At 59.8% G+C, this 16,915-nt stretch carries 15 protein-coding genes; 10 read left to right on the forward strand and 5 right to left on the reverse strand.

Going from position 1 to position 16,915, the window contains the following annotated elements; genetic code table 11:
• Positions 1-230: 230 nt before the first annotated feature.
• Together GH784_RS24385 and GH784_RS24390 are read left to right on the forward strand one after the other, a co-directional pair.
• Positions 231-1,004: a L,D-transpeptidase gene (locus GH784_RS24385; RefSeq protein WP_065658316.1), complete on the forward strand. Its 774-nt coding sequence runs from the start codon at positions 231-233 to the stop codon at positions 1,002-1,004.
• Positions 1,005-1,267: 263 nt separating this feature from the next.
• The gene (locus GH784_RS24390) at positions 1,268-1,927 is read left to right on the forward strand and encodes an outer membrane beta-barrel protein (protein WP_065703872.1); all 660 of its coding nucleotides are present in this window, start codon (positions 1,268-1,270) and stop codon (positions 1,925-1,927) included.
• A gap of 150 nt (positions 1,928-2,077) precedes the next feature.
• Here the strand turns inward: GH784_RS24390 and glcF are convergent, their stop codons facing one another.
• The 3 genes from glcF to GH784_RS24405 all read right to left on the reverse strand — a co-directional run bounded on the left by glcF (position 2,078) and on the right by GH784_RS24405 (position 6,125).
• Positions 2,078-3,379, reverse strand: a complete 1,302-nt coding sequence (gene glcF / locus GH784_RS24395) for a glycolate oxidase subunit GlcF (protein WP_004432239.1) — start codon at positions 3,377-3,379, stop codon at positions 2,078-2,080.
• 3 nt (positions 3,380-3,382) lie between these two features.
• Positions 3,383-4,585, reverse strand: coding sequence for a glycolate oxidase subunit GlcE (glcE, locus tag GH784_RS24400; RefSeq protein WP_065703869.1), 1,203 nt, complete (start codon positions 4,583-4,585; stop codon positions 3,383-3,385).
• Positions 4,586-4,676: 91 nt separating this feature from the next.
• Positions 4,677-6,125 carry an FAD-linked oxidase C-terminal domain-containing protein gene (locus tag GH784_RS24405; protein ID WP_153793920.1) on the reverse strand — a complete coding sequence of 483 codons (1,449 nt, stop codon included), beginning with the start codon at positions 6,123-6,125 and terminating at the stop codon, positions 4,677-4,679.
• 98 nt (positions 6,126-6,223) lie between these two features.
• Between GH784_RS24405 and GH784_RS24410 the strand changes: the two genes are divergently transcribed.
• Positions 6,224-7,123, forward strand: coding sequence for a LysR family transcriptional regulator (locus GH784_RS24410; protein WP_065703868.1), 900 nt, complete (start codon positions 6,224-6,226; stop codon positions 7,121-7,123).
• 9 nt (positions 7,124-7,132) lie between these two features.
• Here the strand turns inward: GH784_RS24410 and GH784_RS24415 are convergent, their stop codons facing one another.
• On the reverse strand, positions 7,133-8,407 hold the full coding sequence (locus tag GH784_RS24415) for a DUF3422 family protein (RefSeq protein ID WP_013635538.1): 1,275 nt from the start codon (positions 8,405-8,407) through the stop codon (positions 7,133-7,135).
• Positions 8,408-8,696: 289 nt separating this feature from the next.
• On the opposite strand from GH784_RS24415, the gene GH784_RS24420 reads away from it, so the two are divergent.
• From GH784_RS24420 to GH784_RS24450, 7 genes are all read left to right on the forward strand, one after another.
• Positions 8,697-9,470, forward strand: coding sequence for a FadR/GntR family transcriptional regulator (locus tag GH784_RS24420; protein WP_004432249.1), 774 nt, complete (start codon positions 8,697-8,699; stop codon positions 9,468-9,470).
• A gap of 102 nt (positions 9,471-9,572) precedes the next feature.
• Positions 9,573-10,919 (forward strand): glycosyltransferase family 4 protein, encoded by a 1,347-nt coding sequence (locus GH784_RS24425; RefSeq protein ID WP_004432251.1) that lies wholly within the window; start codon positions 9,573-9,575, stop codon positions 10,917-10,919.
• Positions 10,916-11,686: an HAD-IIB family hydrolase gene (locus tag GH784_RS24430; protein ID WP_065703866.1), complete on the forward strand. Its 771-nt coding sequence runs from the start codon at positions 10,916-10,918 to the stop codon at positions 11,684-11,686. Before GH784_RS24425 ends, GH784_RS24430 begins: the two co-directional genes overlap by 4 nt.
• 274 nt (positions 11,687-11,960) lie before the next feature.
• Positions 11,961-12,401: an NUDIX hydrolase gene (locus tag GH784_RS24435; protein WP_065658320.1), complete on the forward strand. Its 441-nt coding sequence runs from the start codon at positions 11,961-11,963 to the stop codon at positions 12,399-12,401.
• 161 nt (positions 12,402-12,562) lie between these two features.
• Positions 12,563-14,068, forward strand: a complete 1,506-nt coding sequence (locus GH784_RS24440) for an inorganic phosphate transporter (RefSeq protein WP_035252035.1) — start codon at positions 12,563-12,565, stop codon at positions 14,066-14,068.
• Positions 14,069-14,088: 20 nt separating this feature from the next.
• Positions 14,089-14,826 carry a 16S rRNA (uracil(1498)-N(3))-methyltransferase gene (locus tag GH784_RS24445; protein ID WP_194843006.1) on the forward strand — a complete coding sequence of 246 codons (738 nt, stop codon included), beginning with the start codon at positions 14,089-14,091 and terminating at the stop codon, positions 14,824-14,826.
• 173 nt (positions 14,827-14,999) lie between these two features.
• Positions 15,000-16,373, forward strand: a complete 1,374-nt coding sequence (locus tag GH784_RS24450) for a glutamate--cysteine ligase (protein WP_013635532.1) — start codon at positions 15,000-15,002, stop codon at positions 16,371-16,373.
• Positions 16,374-16,580: 207 nt separating this feature from the next.
• On the opposite strand, the gene GH784_RS24455 is transcribed toward GH784_RS24450, so the two are convergent.
• Positions 16,581-16,874, reverse strand: coding sequence for a DUF1127 domain-containing protein (locus tag GH784_RS24455; RefSeq protein ID WP_003515205.1), 294 nt, complete (start codon positions 16,872-16,874; stop codon positions 16,581-16,583).
• Positions 16,875-16,915: the final 41 nt, after the last annotated feature.

The raw sequence follows: 16,915 nt of genomic DNA on the forward strand, positions 1-16,915 counted from the left end.
CCACCCTTTTTCGCTCCCGCCCGTGACCGGCGTGATGCGCGCACTTACCACTCATTCACCACGTTTCAAAACGGGTCGCTAACCTTAAATCCAGCTTTTTCTAATCAAGCGCTTTTTAATGAACAGCCATTTACGATTCGCTGGCGTCAAGGTGCGAACGTAGCCGGCAAGGCGGGCGAATGATCCCGCAATTGCTATTGTTGCGACATACCGCAGAGAGAGTCCACCCGATGACGATGAAGTCCGTTTTTCTGGCGCTGAGCCTCGTTTCCACCTTCGCCGCCCCGGCCGCCGCAGCCGGTGAGCGTTACCGGGAGCGCCCGCCTGTCGTCGTCAGTCCAGACCTTTCCGCCCCCTGGGTAACGCAGCTTGGTGGCGGCAATGTGCGGCCCGTGGTTTACCCGCGCGCGCCAGCAGCCCGCCAGCCTTTCTTCCAACAGCGCCAGGCCACCATGCCACAGCGCCCAAGCTCCGGCGTCACCTCGCAGCGCCCGGCCCGGGTACAGAACGCCGCCGTTCGCCCGAATGCGCCGGTGCGCACGCAGATCGCCCCGCAATTCCTGCCCCAGATCGTGAGCTACCAGACCACCCAGAAGCCCGGCACCATCGTCATCGATACGCCGAACCGCTTCCTCTATCTCGTCATGGCGGATGGCAAGGCCCGCCGTTATGGCGTCGGCGTCGGCAAGCCCGGTTTCGAATGGGCCGGAACGCACAAGGTGACGCGCAAGGCGGAATGGCCGAGCTGGACGCCACCGAAAGAAATGATCAGCCGCGAAGCGACGAAGGGACACTACCTTCCGGCTTTCATGGAAGGCGGCCCTGCCAATCCGATGGGCGCGCGCGCCATGTATCTCGGCTCCACGCTTTACCGCATCCACGGTACCAACCAGCCCTGGACGATCGGCAGCAACAATTCCTCAGGCTGCATCCGCATGCGCAACGAGGATGTCACCGATCTTTACGAGCGTGTGAACGTCGGAACAACAGTCATTGTGATATGACGGCAACGGTGCCGCTAATACGCGGACTTGCAGCCGACACCACGGCAGATCGCGCTTGAATTGATGCCCCGCAGCGGTACAATCGCTACTAGATTGATTGAAGGAGACTTGGCGGGGGACGCCAGGCGCCGGACCTCTCTCAGGGGGATGATGGAACGGCCTTGAAACGGGTGGTCAACTGACCGCCCGTTTTTCGTTTCTGTCATTTAAATGTTACTAAAAAGCGGTTTGGTGTGTCCTCAACACCAAACTGGATTCTCCCCATGCTGCGCCGCGTTTCCATTCTTTGCGCCCTGCTGCTCAGCGGCGTTTCCTTCTCTTCCGCAATCGCGGGGGAATTTGAATTTTCCGGTTACGGCGGCTGGCAAAGCGCCCCGCACAGCGATGTCACGGTTTCGGACGGAACGGACTTCCGGGCGGGGTGGGAAGGCAAGTCATTTTCGAGCCCTGCCTATTGGGGGGTGCGCGGCACCTACTGGTTCGAGGAAGGCCAGCTCAACAATCTCGGCATCTCGCTCGATTACACCCATGACAAGGTCTATGCCGACGACCAGACGCTGGCGCGTTCCGGCTGGTCGCATTTCGAGTTCACCGACGGCCTGAACCTTTTGACGCTGAACGCGCTCTATCGTTTCCCGCTGGAGACCTGGCGCCTGACGCCTTACGTGGGCGCGGGCGTTGGCATCAACGTGCCGCATGTGGAGGTTACCCGGGCTTCCGGCAAAACCTTCGAATACCAGTTCGGTGGCGCAACCCTGCAGGCGCAGGCCGGCCTTAGCTACCGCATAACCGACAACTGGTCGACCTTCGTGGAATATAAAGGCACCTACTCCTTTATCGACGTGGATATCGACAATGGCGGCAAGCTGAAAACCGATATCATGACCAATGCGGTGAACTTCGGCGTGGCCTACAAGTTCTAAAGCTGGGATGGAAATAGAGGGCGCTTTCCGACAGGGTGCCAAGCTACCCTCAAACCCCACTCCTGTGCTTGTCACAGGATGAGCAGAGCGAACGACGCACCGGCCCGAACCTTGTGTCGGGTCCCATGGCCCTTACAAGCGAACGGCGCTCTAAGCCAAAAGCCTCGCGGGTTTCGGTCCGCCATAAGCCCAGTCCAGCAGCTCGACCGTGTGCAGGATCGGCATTTCCGTGCCAGTCGCGATCTGCGTGATGCAGCCGATATTGCCGGTGGCAATGACATCCGCGCGTGTGGCCTCGATGTTCCTCACCTTGCGCGCCTTCAGCTTTCCTGAGATCTCCGGCTGCATGATGTTGTAGGTTCCGGCCGACCCGCAGCAGAGGTGCCCTTCCGCCGGATCGCGGACGGTAAAACCAGCCGCTTTCAGCAATTGCTTCGGCGCCATGGTGATCTTCTGGCCATGCTGCATGGAGCAGGCCGAATGATAGGCAACCGTCAGGCCCTGGCTTTCCTTTTGTGGCAGGTCGAGCGTGGCAAGATATTCGGTGATGTCCTTCGCGAGTGCCGATACCCGTGCGGCTTTGTCCGCATAGGCCGGATCAAGCCGCAGCATATGGCCGTAGTCCTTGATGGTCGTGCCGCAGCCGGATGCGGTGATGATGACGGCATCGAGGCCGCCATTTTCCATTTCACGCATCCATACATCGACATTGCGGCGGGCGGCGGCGAGCGCCTCAGCCTCGCGCCCCATATGATGCACCAGCGATCCGCAGCAGCCTTCCCCCTTAGGCACGACAACCTCCACGCCAAGCCGCGCCAGAAGACGCAGCGTCGCCTCGTTGATACCAGGGTCAAGCACCGGCTGGGCGCAGCCGGTAAGAATGGCGACACGTCCACGCTTTTCACCTTCGGCTGACCGTTCACCCGGACGGGCAGAAGCTGAAACGGCGGGCACGGAAGCCGGGGCGAGAGCGAGCATGGATTGCAGCGGTTTCAGCGCGGGAAACTTCGCGAGCACACCGGCGAAGGGTCGCGTGATCCGTGCCAGATGCAAGGCCAGCCGGAAGCGACCGGGATAAGGCAGAACCGCAGCCAGAAGATTGCGGGTCAGGCGGTCCATGAAGGGACGTTTATAGGTTTGTTCGATATGGGCGCGGGCGTGATCGACCAGATGCATGTAGTCGACGCCGGACGGACAGGTGGTGGTGCAGGCAAGGCAGGACAGGCAGCGGTCGATATGGGTGACGACTTCGCGGTCCGCCGGGCGGCTATTTTCCAGCATGTCCTTGATGAGGTAGATGCGGCCGCGCGGACTGTCCAGCTCATTGCCAAGCGTGACATAGGTGGGACAGGTGGCGGTGCAGAAGCCGCAATGCACACATTTGCGCAGGATTTTTTCGGATTCCGCCACATGCGGATCAGCCAGTTGCTCGGGCGTGAAGGATGTTTGCATGGTTCAGACGGCCCTTCCCATCTTGCCAGGATTGAAGATGCCCGCCGGATCGAGCTTTTCCCTGATGCGCGCAGACAATATGGCCTCCGCCGTCGGGCGCGGTTCGAATGCCGGCACGGTGGCGCGCACCGCGTCGCTCGCCCGCATCAAGGTGGCGTGCCCGCCGCCGAGCGCGCGGATGGCACCGCGCAGCAATTCCGCTTCGGGGTCCGCCTCCATCTGCATCCAGATGAGACCACCCTGCCAGTCGTAAAAGGCATCGATACCCGCTTCCATGCGCAAGGCAGCAACCAGCCTGTGGCCTTCGCTCGGCGCGACCGAGACTTTCCAGAGCGGTTTGGCATCTTGCCCGGCATAGGGCGCGACATTCCGCACCTGCCGCCATAAAACAGCACTCTCCTCGCCTTCCAGCAGCGCCCATGGGCCAACCCGATCCATGACGGAAAGGAGTTTCGCCGCGCGCGCCTCGACGGAAGCCCCGAGCCCTTCCAACCGCAGGATTGTCGCCGGACCTTCCGGCAGCGCGCCTGCGATGAAATGGGAGCGAACGCTTTCCGGCAGATGGGCCGCACCGGAAACCTCGACGCTCATCGCCATCGCCGCCGCCATGATCCGCGTCGCGGCCTCGTCGTCCAGACCGCAGACAACCACGGTTTTTTCCGCTGGCGGTTTCGGCAACACGCGGAAGGTTACTTCCGTGAGAAAACCGAGCGTGCCGTGTGAACCCGCCAGAAGCTTCGAGAGATCTAGCCCGGTGACATTCTTCATCACCCGGCCACCCGCCTTGATGACTTCCGCCTTTCCATTGACGAAACGGATGCCGAGCAGGCTGTCACGCGCCGCACCAGCCACATAACGGCGCGGGCCGGAAACATTGGCAGCAAAGACGCCGCCGATGGTCGGCTCGCCTGTGGTTCCCATGATCGGGCGGTGGTCCATCGGCTCGAAGGCCATCATCTGCCGGTTTTCGGCAAGGGCGGCCTCGACGGTGGCGAGAGGTGTGCCTGCTTTGACCGTCATGACCATTTCGGCGGGGTTGTAGGCGATGATGCCAGACATTGCGCGGGAGGAAAGCGTTTCATCTGCCTCGACCGCATTGCCGAAACCGGAGCGGGTGTTGCCGCCGATGATTTTCAGCGGGGTTTTTCGGGTTGTGTGGTCGCGGATGATGTCGGCGACCTGGGTTTCTGCATAAGGGGTCAGCATGGGGTGCGCTCCGAGCAAGAGATACCCTCCTCTGCCCTGCCGGGCACGGAGGGGTGAGCCGCACCCACCAAGGCTACAAAGCTAAAGTGCATCATCCCCTCCCCTCCAGCGGAAACACCTTGGAAGGGTTCATCAACCAACCCTCGTCAAAAGCAGCGCGAACCGCCATCTGCTGGGCAAGATCAGCCTCGGCATATTGGTGCCGCATCAGGTCGCGTTTTTCGATGCCGACACCGTGTTCGCCGGTGAGGCAACCGCCCGCATCGACGCAGAGCTTCAGGATTTCATTGCCCGCCTCTTCGGCCCTGGCGGCGTCTTCCGGATCGTTGGCGTTGAACAGGATCAGCGGATGCATGTTGCCATCGCCCGCATGAAAGACATTGGCGACGCGAAGGCCGAGGCGGTCGGTGATTTCGCTTGTTTTTTTCAGCACATAGGAAAGCTGGGAAAGCGGCACCGTGCCATCCATGCAGATATAGTCCGCGATGCGGCCCGTTGCGCCGAAAGCGGATTTCCGGCCCTTCCAGATCGCCGCGGCCTCCATGGCCGACTGGCATTCCCTGACCGTCTTCACGCCGTGTTTTTTCGCAATGGCGACAATATCGGCCAGCATGGCGTCCATTTCCGCCTCCGAGCCTTCGACCTCGACGATCAGCAGCGCGCCGACATCCAGCGGATATGCGGCCTTGGCGAAGGCCTCGCAAATCTCGATTGCCGGCTTGTCCATGAATTCGATGGCGACAGGAATGATGCCCGCGCCGATGATATCGGCCACGCAGGAGCCAGCTTCTTCGGAAGTTTCGAAACCAAACAGCACCGGGCGCGCGCCCTCCGGCTTGGCAATCAGCCGCACCGTCGCCTCGGTGACGATGCCGAGCTGGCCTTCCGAACCACAAACGAGGGCGAGAAGATCGTAACCGGCAGCGTCAAGATGCTTGCCGCCCAGCTCCAGCACCGTGCCATCGACAAGCACCATTTTTACGCCGAGCAGATTATTGGTGGTGACACCGTATTTCAGGCAGTGCGCACCGCCGGAATTCATGCCGACATTGCCGCCGATGGTGCAGGCAAGCTGCGAGCTTGGGTCCGGCGCATAAAAGAAGCCTTCCGCACCGGCCGCATCGGAAATGGAGAGATTGGTGACGCCCGCCTGTACCCTTGCCGTGCGATTGTAAAAATCGAGTTCGAGGATCGCGGACATCTTCGAAAGGCCGATCACCACCGCATCTTCCTGCGGAATGGCGCCGCCGGAAAGCGAGGTACCCGCGCCGCGCGGCACGACAGGAATGCCGTAACGGTGACAATATTTCAGTACCGCTGCGACCTCTTCGGTGGTCTTCGGCAAGGCGACGGCCAGCGGCAGGCGGCGGTAGGAGACGAAAGCGTCGGTCTCGAAAGGCACGAGCTCACGCGGCTCGTGCACGAGACAGTCCTCGGCCAGGATATCCTTCAGATCGGATATGATGCGGTCACGGCCCGATAAAACCGCCGCACGCGGCTCCAGAAACTTGATCGGCTGCGTCACCGCCCCCTCCTCCATGCACGTCTTGCCAAGTGGTATTGTTTCTTTACCACTTTGAAGGAGCGCAATCAAATGCTAAGGATTTTTTCCGTTCTGGAAATAATCGGGAGGCAACTGTGACAAATCTGGGCGACCTGGAGGTCTTCGCAACCGTTGCCGCCTCCGGCAGCATGTCGCTTGCCGCCAAGGAGCTTGGTTATTCGCCCGCTGTTATTTCCAAGCGCATCAAGCGGCTGGAAGAAAAGCTCGGCGCACGGCTGTTCCAGCGCACGACAAGGCAGATCTCACTGACCGAAGCGGGCCAGGGCTTTTACGAACGGGTACTTGCGGTGCTGGAAGGGCTGGAGGATGCCGAGGATTTCGTGTCTGGGCGCGCCAACACCGTCAACGGCACGCTGAAAATCTCAGCTCCCACCTCCTTCGGTCGCATGCATATTGCGCCGCATCTGAAGAGGTTCATGGAGCGCCACCCGGACCTGTCGGTCAATCTGGTGCTCAGCGACGAATTCATCGATATCATCGAAGGCGGTTACGATCTGGCGATCCGCATCGCCGATCTCAATTCCTCCAGCCTCGTCGCCCGCCGGCTGGCGCCGGTGCGCCGCGTGCTATGCGCCTCGGCGGAATATGTCACTGCCCACGGCATGCCGGCGACGATCGAGGACCTTAAGAAGCACCGCTGCCTGCCAGCCCACAACAACGATATCTGGCGATTGGAAGGACCGGGCGGGGCGCTCAGCATCCGCCCGGAAGGCATGCTGGTCACCAATTCCAGCGAAGTGATCCGCGAGGCGGTGATATCGGGACTGGGAATTGCGTTGCGCTCCACCTGGGATATCGGCCACGAATTGCGCGCCGGCCGGCTGGTGCAGGTTCTACCCAGCTATGAGGGATCGCGAAACGTCACGCTGTCGGCGGTCTATCCAAGCCGCCAGTTCCTGCCCGCGAAGGTGCGGCTGTTCATCGACTATCTCGCCGGACTTTACGGCCCCTCACCCTATTGGGAGCATGATTGACGCCGGTATTCAGTGCCCGCCCTCGACATGGGAGCGGCGAATGCGGCGCACCACCCACCAGACGCCGAGCACGGCAAAGGGAACGGAAAGACCGGTGACCACGGCTGGATCAACCGGCAGCACGTCGTGGCTGATCGCCTTGGTGAGATAACCGATCAATCCGACGACGTAATAGGAGATGGCGGCGACCGACAGGCCTTCCACCGTCTGCTGCAGGCGAAGCTGCATGGCGGCGCGCTTGTTCATGGTGTTCAGGAGCACCGTGTTCTGCCGTTCCAGTTCCACGTCGATCCAGCTTCTGACGAGTGCCGTGGCGCGATAGAGCTTGCGCGACAGGTTGGCCTGCCGCTCCTCGACCGACTGGCAGGTGCGCATGGCGGGCGCCAGACGCCTTTCCAGAAAGCTGCCCATGGTCTCGTGCCCCTGAACCGGCGTTTCGGCAAGCGCGCGAATACGTTCATGCACGATGCCGTCATAGGCGCGGCTGGCGCCAAAACGATAGAGGCTGAGCGCGGCATTGGCTTCCAGTTCCGCCGCAAGCCGGGTCATCTCCGCCAGCAGCGCATCGGCCTCGTCGCGCGCGCCGTTTTTCATGCGCTGGGTGATTCCCGTCAGGCCATCTTCGATGCGACGGATTTCCGGCGACAGCGTCTGCGCCATCGGCAGTCCGAGCATGGCGAGCGTGCGATAGGTCTCGATATCCAGCAACCGCTGCACCAGCGCACCGCGGCTGTAATCGCTCAAGCCACGGTCGATCACCAATATCTGCGTCAACCCGTCGCGATCCTGACGGAAATCGGTGAGGATCGCCGCCTGCCCGTCGCGCACGTCGCTGTAACAGAGGCTCGTCGGCTCGAACATGGTCTCCGCATTGGGGGCCGTTGCGCCCTCTGGACGGATTTCCAGCCGTATGCCTGATATCAGGGAGCCGGGTGGTGAAAAACCGTCGCCGAACGGATCGCCGACAATATCGCCGCCGAATTTTTCCGGCGCGGGGCCATCCCAGAACCATGTCGAGAATTCGGTATGCCGCTCCCAGCGCAGCGTACCCTGCCCCCAGGGCATGGCATGGTGGCGGGCATCGCGTTCCGGCGGCGCGACACCCCGGCTGCGCGACATTTCCGCAATGACCGAGTGATGCACGGCAGAACCGCCATCCATCATGAAGGCAAGCTGGACGATGATGCGCGACGGCGCAAGAAGCACGGTCGGCCGCGCATGAACCTCGCCGAGAGCCAGCGATCTTTCCGGCGCGCTTGCGAAAGCAAATCTACCCTTGGCCATAGCGATATCGTCCCCGCCTGTTTCGCCGGTTTTCTAGAACATCCATCGCGATGACGACACCGCAATCGAAGCATATGTAATTGTTTTGATGCACCTGACGGAGAAAACCGCCATTACCACCCTGTGCGGGTGCTTTAACAAAAGCCAGTTTAAAAAGGCAGGTGCCGTGTTGCCGCAGGCATGGCGCAGAGCTTAGGGCGGAACTGGACAGAATATTTGACCAGTGCGATGCTTCGCTGATAATTTGCCTCATCGAATACGGGGCGGGACTTCGCCGGAGAATGTTGCGATGGACGAAACACTGTTCGCCCGAATAGAGCACAGCCGCACATCGCAGGAGGTGATCTTACGTTTCGAGGAGCTCATCCTCGACGGCATATTGCGGGATGGCGACCGGCTGCCCGGCGAGCGTGAACTGGCGCAGAAGCTCGATGTATCGCGGCCAATCCTGCGGGAAGCGCTGAAGGAACTCGAAACGCGCGGCCTTCTCACCAGCCGGCACGGCGGTGGGACTTATGTGGCCGATATTGTCGGGCCGGTCTTTTCCGATCCCTTGAGCGCGCTGATCACACGCCACAGCCGCGCAACGCGGGATTTTCTGGAATATCGCCGATATATCGAAGGCATGACCGCCGAACTTGCGGCACAGCGGGCGACGGAGCCGGACAGGCGCAACCTTGCGGCTATCGTCGAAAAAATGCGGGAGGCCCATGAGGCTGGCCGCTTCGAAGAAGAACTTGCAAGCGATGTGGAATTTCACAACGCCATCGGCGAGGCGGCACATAATATCGTGCTGATGCACACATTGCGGTCCTGCTACCGGCTCCTGAGCGACGACATCTTCTATAACCGCCATCTCATATTCAGTGTGGCAGGTGCGCATGACGAGGTGCTGAGACAGCATATCGCCATCCACGAGGCCATTGCGGGCGGTAATGCGGCAGGGGCAAGGGCTGCGGCGGAAACCCATATCGATTTCATCGTGGACACCACATCAAAGGCGCATCAGGCAAGGGAATGGGACCGGATTTCACGCCTGCGACAACAGCAGCGCAACGCCTGAAAACAGCTTTAGACGAAATGCGGCATCGCTTTTCTTCAGCTTTTATGGAACCTTTTGTCCTCTTTGGTCTTTTTCTGGGGTTAATTGGAAAAATTTACCAAGATGGGACCCATGACGACCACGAGCGAAACTGAACGCTATCCAAGGATAGCTCTCATATCGACGCATGGCTATGTCGCCGCGCACCCGCCACTCGGCGCAGCGGACACCGGGGGACAAGTGGTTTATGTGCTTGAGCTTGCACGCAAACTCGGCCAGCTCGGTTACACCGTTGATCTCTATACCCGCCGCTTCGAAGACCAGCCGGAATTCGACGAGGTTGACGAGCGCGTGCGTGTGGTGCGCATTCCCTGCGGCGGGCGCGATTTCATTCCCAAGGAATATCTGCACCGCCACCTGATGGAATGGTGCGAAAACGCGTTGCGCTTCATCAAGAAAAACAACCTCAACTACTCTTTCATCAACAGCCATTACTGGGATGCGGGTGTTGCCGGGCAGCGGCTTTCCGAGGCGCTGAAAGTCCCGCATTTGCACACGCCGCACTCGCTCGGCCTCTGGAAAAAACGCCAGATGGAAACCGATTACCCGGAAAAGGCCGATACCTTCGAACTTGAGTTCAATTTCAAGGAACGTATCCAGCACGAACTCATCATCTATCGCAGTTGCGACATGGTGATTGCGACGACGCCGGTGCAGCTCGACGTCCTGATCGAAGATTACGGTCTGAAGCGCAAGCACATCCACATGATCCCGCCGGGTTATGACGACAACCGATTCTTCCCCGTCTCGGATGCAACGCGGCAAATGATCCGGCAGCGTTTCGGTTTCGAGGGCAAGGTGGTGCTGGCGCTTGGACGCCTTGCCACCAACAAGGGTTACGACCTTTTGATCGACGGCTTCTCGGTTCTCGCGGCGCGCGAACCGGAAGCCCGCCTTCATCTGGCCGTCGGCGGCGAGAATATGGACGAGCAGGAGACCACCATTCTCAATCAGCTGAAAGAGCGGGTCAAATCGCTCGGGCTGGAGGACAAGGTGGCGTTTTCCGGCTATGTCGAGGACGAGGATTTGCCTGATATCTACCGGGCAGCCGATCTTTTCGTTCTGTCGAGCCGTTACGAGCCATTCGGCATGACCGCAATCGAGGCGATGGCGAGCGGAACTCCGACCGTGGTAACCATCCACGGCGGGCTGTTCCGCGCCGTCAGCTACGGCCGCCACGCGCTGTTTGCCGATCCTTTCGATAAGGAAGACCTCGGCATCACCATGATGAAGCCGTTCAAGCACGAGCGGCTGTATGGGCGGCTTTCCCGCATGGGGGCCCACAAGGCGCGTAGCCTTTTCACCTGGACGGGAATCGCGCAGCAATTGCTGGCGCTGGTGGAAGGCAGGCCGCTGATGCCGGTTCTGGAAGAATCCGATTGGGCAGAGCCATGGAACGACGGCGATTGAAACCGCTTCGCCTGTTTTCCACCGATCTCGACGGAACCGTCGTCGGCGATAACGCCGCTACGCGCCGGTTCCGCGATTTCTGGCATTCGCTGCCGGACGATCTTCGCCCGGTTCTGGTCTTCAATAGCGGCAGGCTGGTCGATGACCAGCTCGCCCTCTTGGAAGACGTTCCCTTGCCGAGGCCCGACTACATTATCGGCGGGGTCGGCACCATGCTGCACGCAAGAGAGCGGGGCGAGCTTGAAAGCGCCTATACGCATTCGCTCGGTACGGGTTTCGACCGGCAAAAGATCGCCGATGTCATGGCCGGCTTGCCGGGTGTGACCATGCAGGCGGAACGCTATCAGCATGGACTCAAATCCAGCTGGTTCCTGCATGGTGCGGATGAGAAGACGCTCAGTGATATCGAAGACACGCTCGTTGCGGCGGATATCGATGCCCGGATCGTCTATTCCAGCAACCGCGACCTCGACATATTACCCAAGGCCGCGGACAAGGGTGCGGCATTGGCGTGGTTATGTGGACAACTGCACATTGGTCTCGACGAATCAGTGGTTGCGGGCGATACTGGCAATGATCGGGCGATGTTCGAGTTGAATGGTATTCGCGGTGTGATCGTTGGCAATGCCTTGCCGGAGCTTCTTTCGCTGGCGAACCATGACAGCCGTTTTTTCCTCTCGCGCGCGACCGAAGCTGACGGTGTGATCGAAGGTCTCCAGAATTGGGGATTGCACGCTGGCCAACGCAGTTCCGGCAATAATTCATAGCGGTTTTGCGTTCTGAATAGCGTAAAACAGAAAAAATGCAGTATTTCCGCGATCGGTCGCTGACGGTTACGTACCGGGCAAAGCCTTCGTTCGCACCCCTGCCACATCCCCTGCTGCCTACGATCTTCAACCGCATGAAGACAATCGTGGGTTATGCGTGAGAGGGGATTGGCGGGACATAAAGGATATCTATATTAGCAGTTACGACTAACAGGCGAAGAAGGATCCACACGGATTGAAGATTTTGAATCGATTGGCGACAGATGTAGGCTTGATGTTGCGCAGACCGCCGCGACAGCAATACGCAGCGCTGTGCTATCGATCGTCCAAAAAACATCGTGAGCCGGAAGTCCTGTTGCTGACAAGCAGGGATACGGGGCGCTGGGTCATTCCCAAAGGCTGGCCCATGGCCAACAAGAAGGCGCATGCCGTTGCCGAACAGGAAGCCTACGAGGAAGCCGGTGTCAAAGGCAGGGTGGATAAGGCCCCGTTCGGCTTTTATGAGTATGAGAAAAAGCTGAACAGCGGCATCAATGTGCTGTGCAAGGTTCAGGTACATCTGCTCGAAGTGGCGGAGCTGCAGGACAGCTTTCCCGAGAAGGATTCCAGACGGCTTGAATGGGTTACTCCCGAAGAGGCCGCCAAACGGGTTAACGAGCCGGAACTGAAAGCGCTCATGCTTACTTTCGACAAGCGGATGGCGCTTTCGAAATAGCGTCCTCGCCCGAATAGTGGCAATCTGCAGTTTGTTTTTCCAACATGGCTTTTACTGTCTTTCATTTTGGAAAGATGTGCGAGATGTAACAGTCTTTCTGTAAATTGCCTTCAGCCCGCGACATTGCCGGACGAATGGGAATGCTGGCGAACGAGGTCTGAATGGCAATGAAGCCGCCACCGAACATGAAGCCGACGCTCGACAAGGATCTCGAGAAGATCACCCGTGTCGAAGAGGCGACGCTGCACGTCACGCAGCAGCTTGCCGGCCTTGGTGCGGGGGTGATGTTTGTTGTTCTGGCGGCGATATTTGCCGGCGCCTTCGTCACGGGCACGGCGGGCGCCGTCATCATCATCGCAGCCGTTGCCATCGGCGCCTATATGGCAATCAACATCGGCGCGAACGATGTGACAAACAATGTCGGCCCGGCGGTCGGCGCCAAGGCGATGCCGCTTGCAGCGGCACTCATCATCGCCGCCATCTGCGAGATCGCGGGTGCCTTGATCACCGGCGGCAACGTCGTCGAGACCATTTCCAGCGGCATCATCAACATCCAGACCATTCCCGACCGCACCGTGTTTTCCTGGGCTATGTTGTCGGCCCTTCTCGCCGCCGGCCTTCTCGTCAATATCTCGACCTGGACGAAAGCGCCGATTTCCACCACCCACACGGTGGTTGGCGGCGTTGCGGGGGCTGGAATGGCGGCCTATGGCATCCGGGCAGTCGACTGGCTGTCGCTTGGCAGCATCGCCTTTGCCTGGGTTCTAGCGCCCTTTATAAGCGCGGCCATCGCCATCGCCCTCCTTGCCTTCATCAAGGAATTTATCATCTACCGGGAGGACAAGATCGACGCCGCGAAGCGTTGGGTTCCTGTTCTGATCGGCATCATGACCGGGGTCTTCACCGCTTATCTCATCTGGGTGGGGCTGAGGCAGATCGTGCATGTCTCGCTTGGCCATGCAAGCGGCATCGGGCTTTTGACCGGCCTCGTCGCCTGGCGGCTGTGCGTGCCGATCATCCGCAAACAATCCGTGGGATTGGAAAACCGCAACCAGTCGCTTCGAACCCTGTTCCAGTGGCCGCTCGTTCTTGCGGCTGGCCTCATGTCCTTTGCGCATGGGGCAAATGACGTTTCGAACGCCATCGGCCCGGTGGTGGCAATCGTGCGGGCACTGCACGACGAGGCAGTGGAGACGTCCGCCCGCGCGCCGCTCTGGGTGATGCTGGTCGGCGCATTCGGGCTTTCCTGCGGTATTCTTCTCTATGGCCCGCGCCTCATCCGCCTTGTCGGTGAACAGATCACCAAGCTCAACCCGATGCGCGCTTTCTGCGTTTCCGTGGCTACGGCTCTGACGGTTCTCGTCGCCTCACGCTTCGGCCTGCCGGTCAGCACCACCCATACGGCGATCGGCGCCGTGTTCGGCGTCGGCTTCTTCCGCGAATGGTACACGCAGGCGTCTCGACGGCGACAGGAACTCGTCCAGGCCGGCACCAGTCAAATCCGCCGGGCCGATCGATATCTGGACAATCCTTCCGAGATACGCCGCCGTTATCTCGTCCGGCGATCCCACTTCATGACCATCATCGCCGCCTGGCTGGTAACCGTTCCCGCAAGTGCTACGCTTGCAGCACTGTTATATTGGCTTATGTCCTTCCTCTTTCTCTGACGCTGAAACAGAAAAGTCCCATGCGCGCAAATTTCCGGATGCAACGCCTGTTCGTCAAAACCCCGCTTGTCGCGGGCGCGGCGCAGGAAGCGACGACTGAACAGTTCAATTATCTCGCCAATGTGCTGCGCATGACCGATGGCGCGGAAATCCTGCTGTTCAACGGCCGCGACGGGGAATGGAAGGCGAGACTCTCCTTTCCAAGCCGCAAGAAGATCACCCTCATCCCTCTGGAACAGACACGGCCCCAGCCGTCGGCATCAGATCTGCACTACCTGTTTGCGCCGCTGAAAGTCGGACGCATGGATTATCTGGTGCAGAAGGCGGTCGAAATGGGGGCCGGTCTTTTTCAGCCGGTGATGACCCAGCATGTGCAGGGCAAGATCCACAATACCGAAAAGCTGCGCGCCAATGCCATCGAGGCCGCCGAGCAATGCGGCATCCTGTCGTTGCCTGGCGTGGCCGAGCCGGTGAAACTGAAAGACATGCTCGAGACCTGGCCCCAGGATCGACGGATCATCTATTGCGACGAGGGCGACGCGGGGCAAAATCCGCTGCCTGTCCTGCAATCCATCAAGGAACGCAAAATCGCTCTTCTGGTCGGCCCGGAAGGCGGGTTTTCCGAAGAGGAAAGAGAGTTGCTGCGCAGCCTTGCCTTCGTCACCCCCATTCCGCTCGGGCCGCGTATCCTCAGGGCCGATACGGCTGCGGTCGCAGCCCTTGCGGTCATTCAGGCATCGATCGGCGACTGGAATTGACCTATCTGGCACATGTCTTTATCGCAAAACCGCTGCACAGTTTTACGCGACATGCGCTGAACCATTGCGCTTCATGCATCTTTAAAAGAAATTCATTTGCCTCCGGATACGATCCGGCTCTATCTGCCACACATATGCCTCGCCGCAACAGAGACGTCATAACAAGGTAAGCCATGGCACGCGATACGACCGACCAGACACCCCTCTCCTCCGTCACGGAGCTTACAGATTATCTGGCCGGCGGTTGCAGAGCTGAAGCCGACTTCCGCATTGGCACCGAGCACGAGAAATTCGCCTTTTTCCGCGAGGGCAACCGGCCGGTTCCCTATTTCGGCGAGGCCAGCATTTCCGCTCTGCTGAAGGGCATGCAGGAAAAGCTCGGCTGGGAGCCGATCATGGATGGTGAAAACATCATCGGACTTGGCGAACAGCACGGCATGGGCGCCATATCGATCGAGCCGGGCGGCCAGTTCGAACTGTCAGGTGCCCCGCTCGAGAACCTGCATCAGACCTGCAAGGAATCCAACCAGCATCTGGCGACCCTGCGCGAAGTGGCGGAGCCGATGGGTATCCGTTTTCTCGGCATTGGCGGCAGCCCGCTGTGGAGCTATGACGAAACACCGCGCATGCCGAAATCGCGCTACGCGATCATGACGCGCTACATGCCGAAGGTCGGGACCAAGGGTCTCGACATGATGTACCGTACCTGCACCATTCAGGTTAACCTCGACTTCTCTTCCGAAGCGGATATGCGCCAGAAGATGCGCGTTTCCATGAAGCTCCAGTCGCTGGCCACCGCACTGTTTGCATCCTCGCCCTTTACCGAAGGCAAGCCGAACGGCCTGCTTTCCTGGCGTGGCGATATCTGGCGCGATACCGACAATCGCCGCTCCGGCGTGCTGCCCTTCACCTTCAATGACGATTTCGGCTTCAAGGATTATGTCGAATGGGCGCTGGATGTGCCGATGTATTTCATCGTGCGCGACGGCAAGTATCACGATTGCACCCATGTCACCTTCCGCCAGTTCATGAACGGGGCTCTGAAGGGTGAAATCGCCGAATGGGAACCGACCATGGGTGACTGGACGAACCATCTCTCCACGCTGTTCCCCGATGTGCGCCTGAAGCGCTTTCTGGAAATGCGTGGTGCCGATGGCGGCCCATGGAGACGCATCTGTGCCCTGCCCGCTTTCTGGGTCGGCCTTCTCTATAATCAGGAAGCGCTTGACGCAGCCGATGCGCTGACAGCCGACTGGAGTTTCGATGAGGTCATCGCCCTTCGTAATACCGTGCCGGCCAAGGGGCTGGCCGCGGAGATCGCCGGCAAGCCGCTTCTCGGTTTCGCCCGCGAGGTGCTCGACATTTCCCGCACCGGCCTCAAGAACCGCAACCGGCTGAACGGCGAAGGCCAGGACGAAACCGTGTTCCTGTCCTCGCTGGACGAGGTCCTTGCCAAGAAGACCACGCTCGCCGAAGACCTGCTTGCGCTCTATAACGGCCGCTGGGGTGGATCGGTGCTGCCAGTATTCGATGAATATCAGTATTAAAGCATTTCGCTGAAACTGCGCAGCGGCTTTATGTCTGGACAATGCGCAAGACAGGCAAGGCGTTGCCATAAAAAAACCCGGTGCGGCCGAGGGGCCTGACACCGGGCAAAGGCAGGGTTATTGGCAAATCACCCTGCGGGGAAAACCTTATCGGTTCGCAAGCAATCCCGGCGTCTGGAGGTACGCCGGAATTGCACGAACACAAGCCTAGAGCGTCTTGAACCGCGTGACTGAGCGCGTGCGTGCGGCGCGGGTCAGATGGGCGGTCGGATCTTCGAGCAAGCCGGTATTGAGCGCGTTGGTCACATCCGAGCGCGCCAGCCCGATATCGGCGAGCAGGCGATCGTCAAGCTCCGTGAGACCATTTGCGACGATACGATTGTAGATGCGCTGCACAAACGTTTTCACGGTGGAAGCAACACCGAAAGCGATGCGACGCAGGGTGTCGCTCTGCTGGCCGGTTGCGAATTCCAGTTCCATTTTCCGTTCTGCCGTGCGCATAACAATGATCCTTCCGTAACGGCACGATGCGGCACCGCTCC

The sequence above is a fragment of the Agrobacterium tumefaciens genome (assembly GCF_009649785.1).
Lineage (GTDB): Bacteria > Pseudomonadota > Alphaproteobacteria > Rhizobiales > Rhizobiaceae > Agrobacterium > Agrobacterium tumefaciens.

What these genes read in the sequence shown, in the direction of transcription:
- GH784_RS24390 (WP_065703872.1), top strand. Translation starts at nt 1,268, where the DNA reads ATGCTGCGCCGCGTTTCCATTCTTTGCGCCCTGCTGCTCAGCGGCGTT.
- GH784_RS24420 (WP_004432249.1), top strand. Translation starts at nt 8,697, where the DNA reads ATGGACGAAACACTGTTCGCCCGAATAGAGCACAGCCGCACATCGCAG.
- GH784_RS24405 (WP_153793920.1), bottom strand. Translation starts at nt 6,125, where the DNA reads ATGGAGGAGGGGGCGGTGACGCAGCCGATCAAGTTTCTGGAGCCGCGT.
- GH784_RS24450 (WP_013635532.1), top strand. Translation starts at nt 15,000, where the DNA reads ATGGCACGCGATACGACCGACCAGACACCCCTCTCCTCCGTCACGGAG.
- GH784_RS24425 (WP_004432251.1), top strand. Translation starts at nt 9,573, where the DNA reads ATGGGACCCATGACGACCACGAGCGAAACTGAACGCTATCCAAGGATA.
- GH784_RS24385 (WP_065658316.1), top strand. Translation starts at nt 231, where the DNA reads ATGACGATGAAGTCCGTTTTTCTGGCGCTGAGCCTCGTTTCCACCTTC.
- GH784_RS24435 (WP_065658320.1), top strand. Translation starts at nt 11,961, where the DNA reads ATGTTGCGCAGACCGCCGCGACAGCAATACGCAGCGCTGTGCTATCGA.
- GH784_RS24445 (WP_194843006.1), top strand. Translation starts at nt 14,089, where the DNA reads ATGCGCGCAAATTTCCGGATGCAACGCCTGTTCGTCAAAACCCCGCTT.
- GH784_RS24455 (WP_003515205.1), bottom strand. Translation starts at nt 16,874, where the DNA reads ATGCGCACGGCAGAACGGAAAATGGAACTGGAATTCGCAACCGGCCAG.
- glcE (WP_065703869.1), bottom strand. Translation starts at nt 4,585, where the DNA reads ATGCTGACCCCTTATGCAGAAACCCAGGTCGCCGACATCATCCGCGAC.
- GH784_RS24440 (WP_035252035.1), top strand. Translation starts at nt 12,563, where the DNA reads ATGGCAATGAAGCCGCCACCGAACATGAAGCCGACGCTCGACAAGGAT.
- GH784_RS24415 (WP_013635538.1), bottom strand. Translation starts at nt 8,407, where the DNA reads ATGGCCAAGGGTAGATTTGCTTTCGCAAGCGCGCCGGAAAGATCGCTG.
- glcF (WP_004432239.1), bottom strand. Translation starts at nt 3,379, where the DNA reads ATGCAAACATCCTTCACGCCCGAGCAACTGGCTGATCCGCATGTGGCG.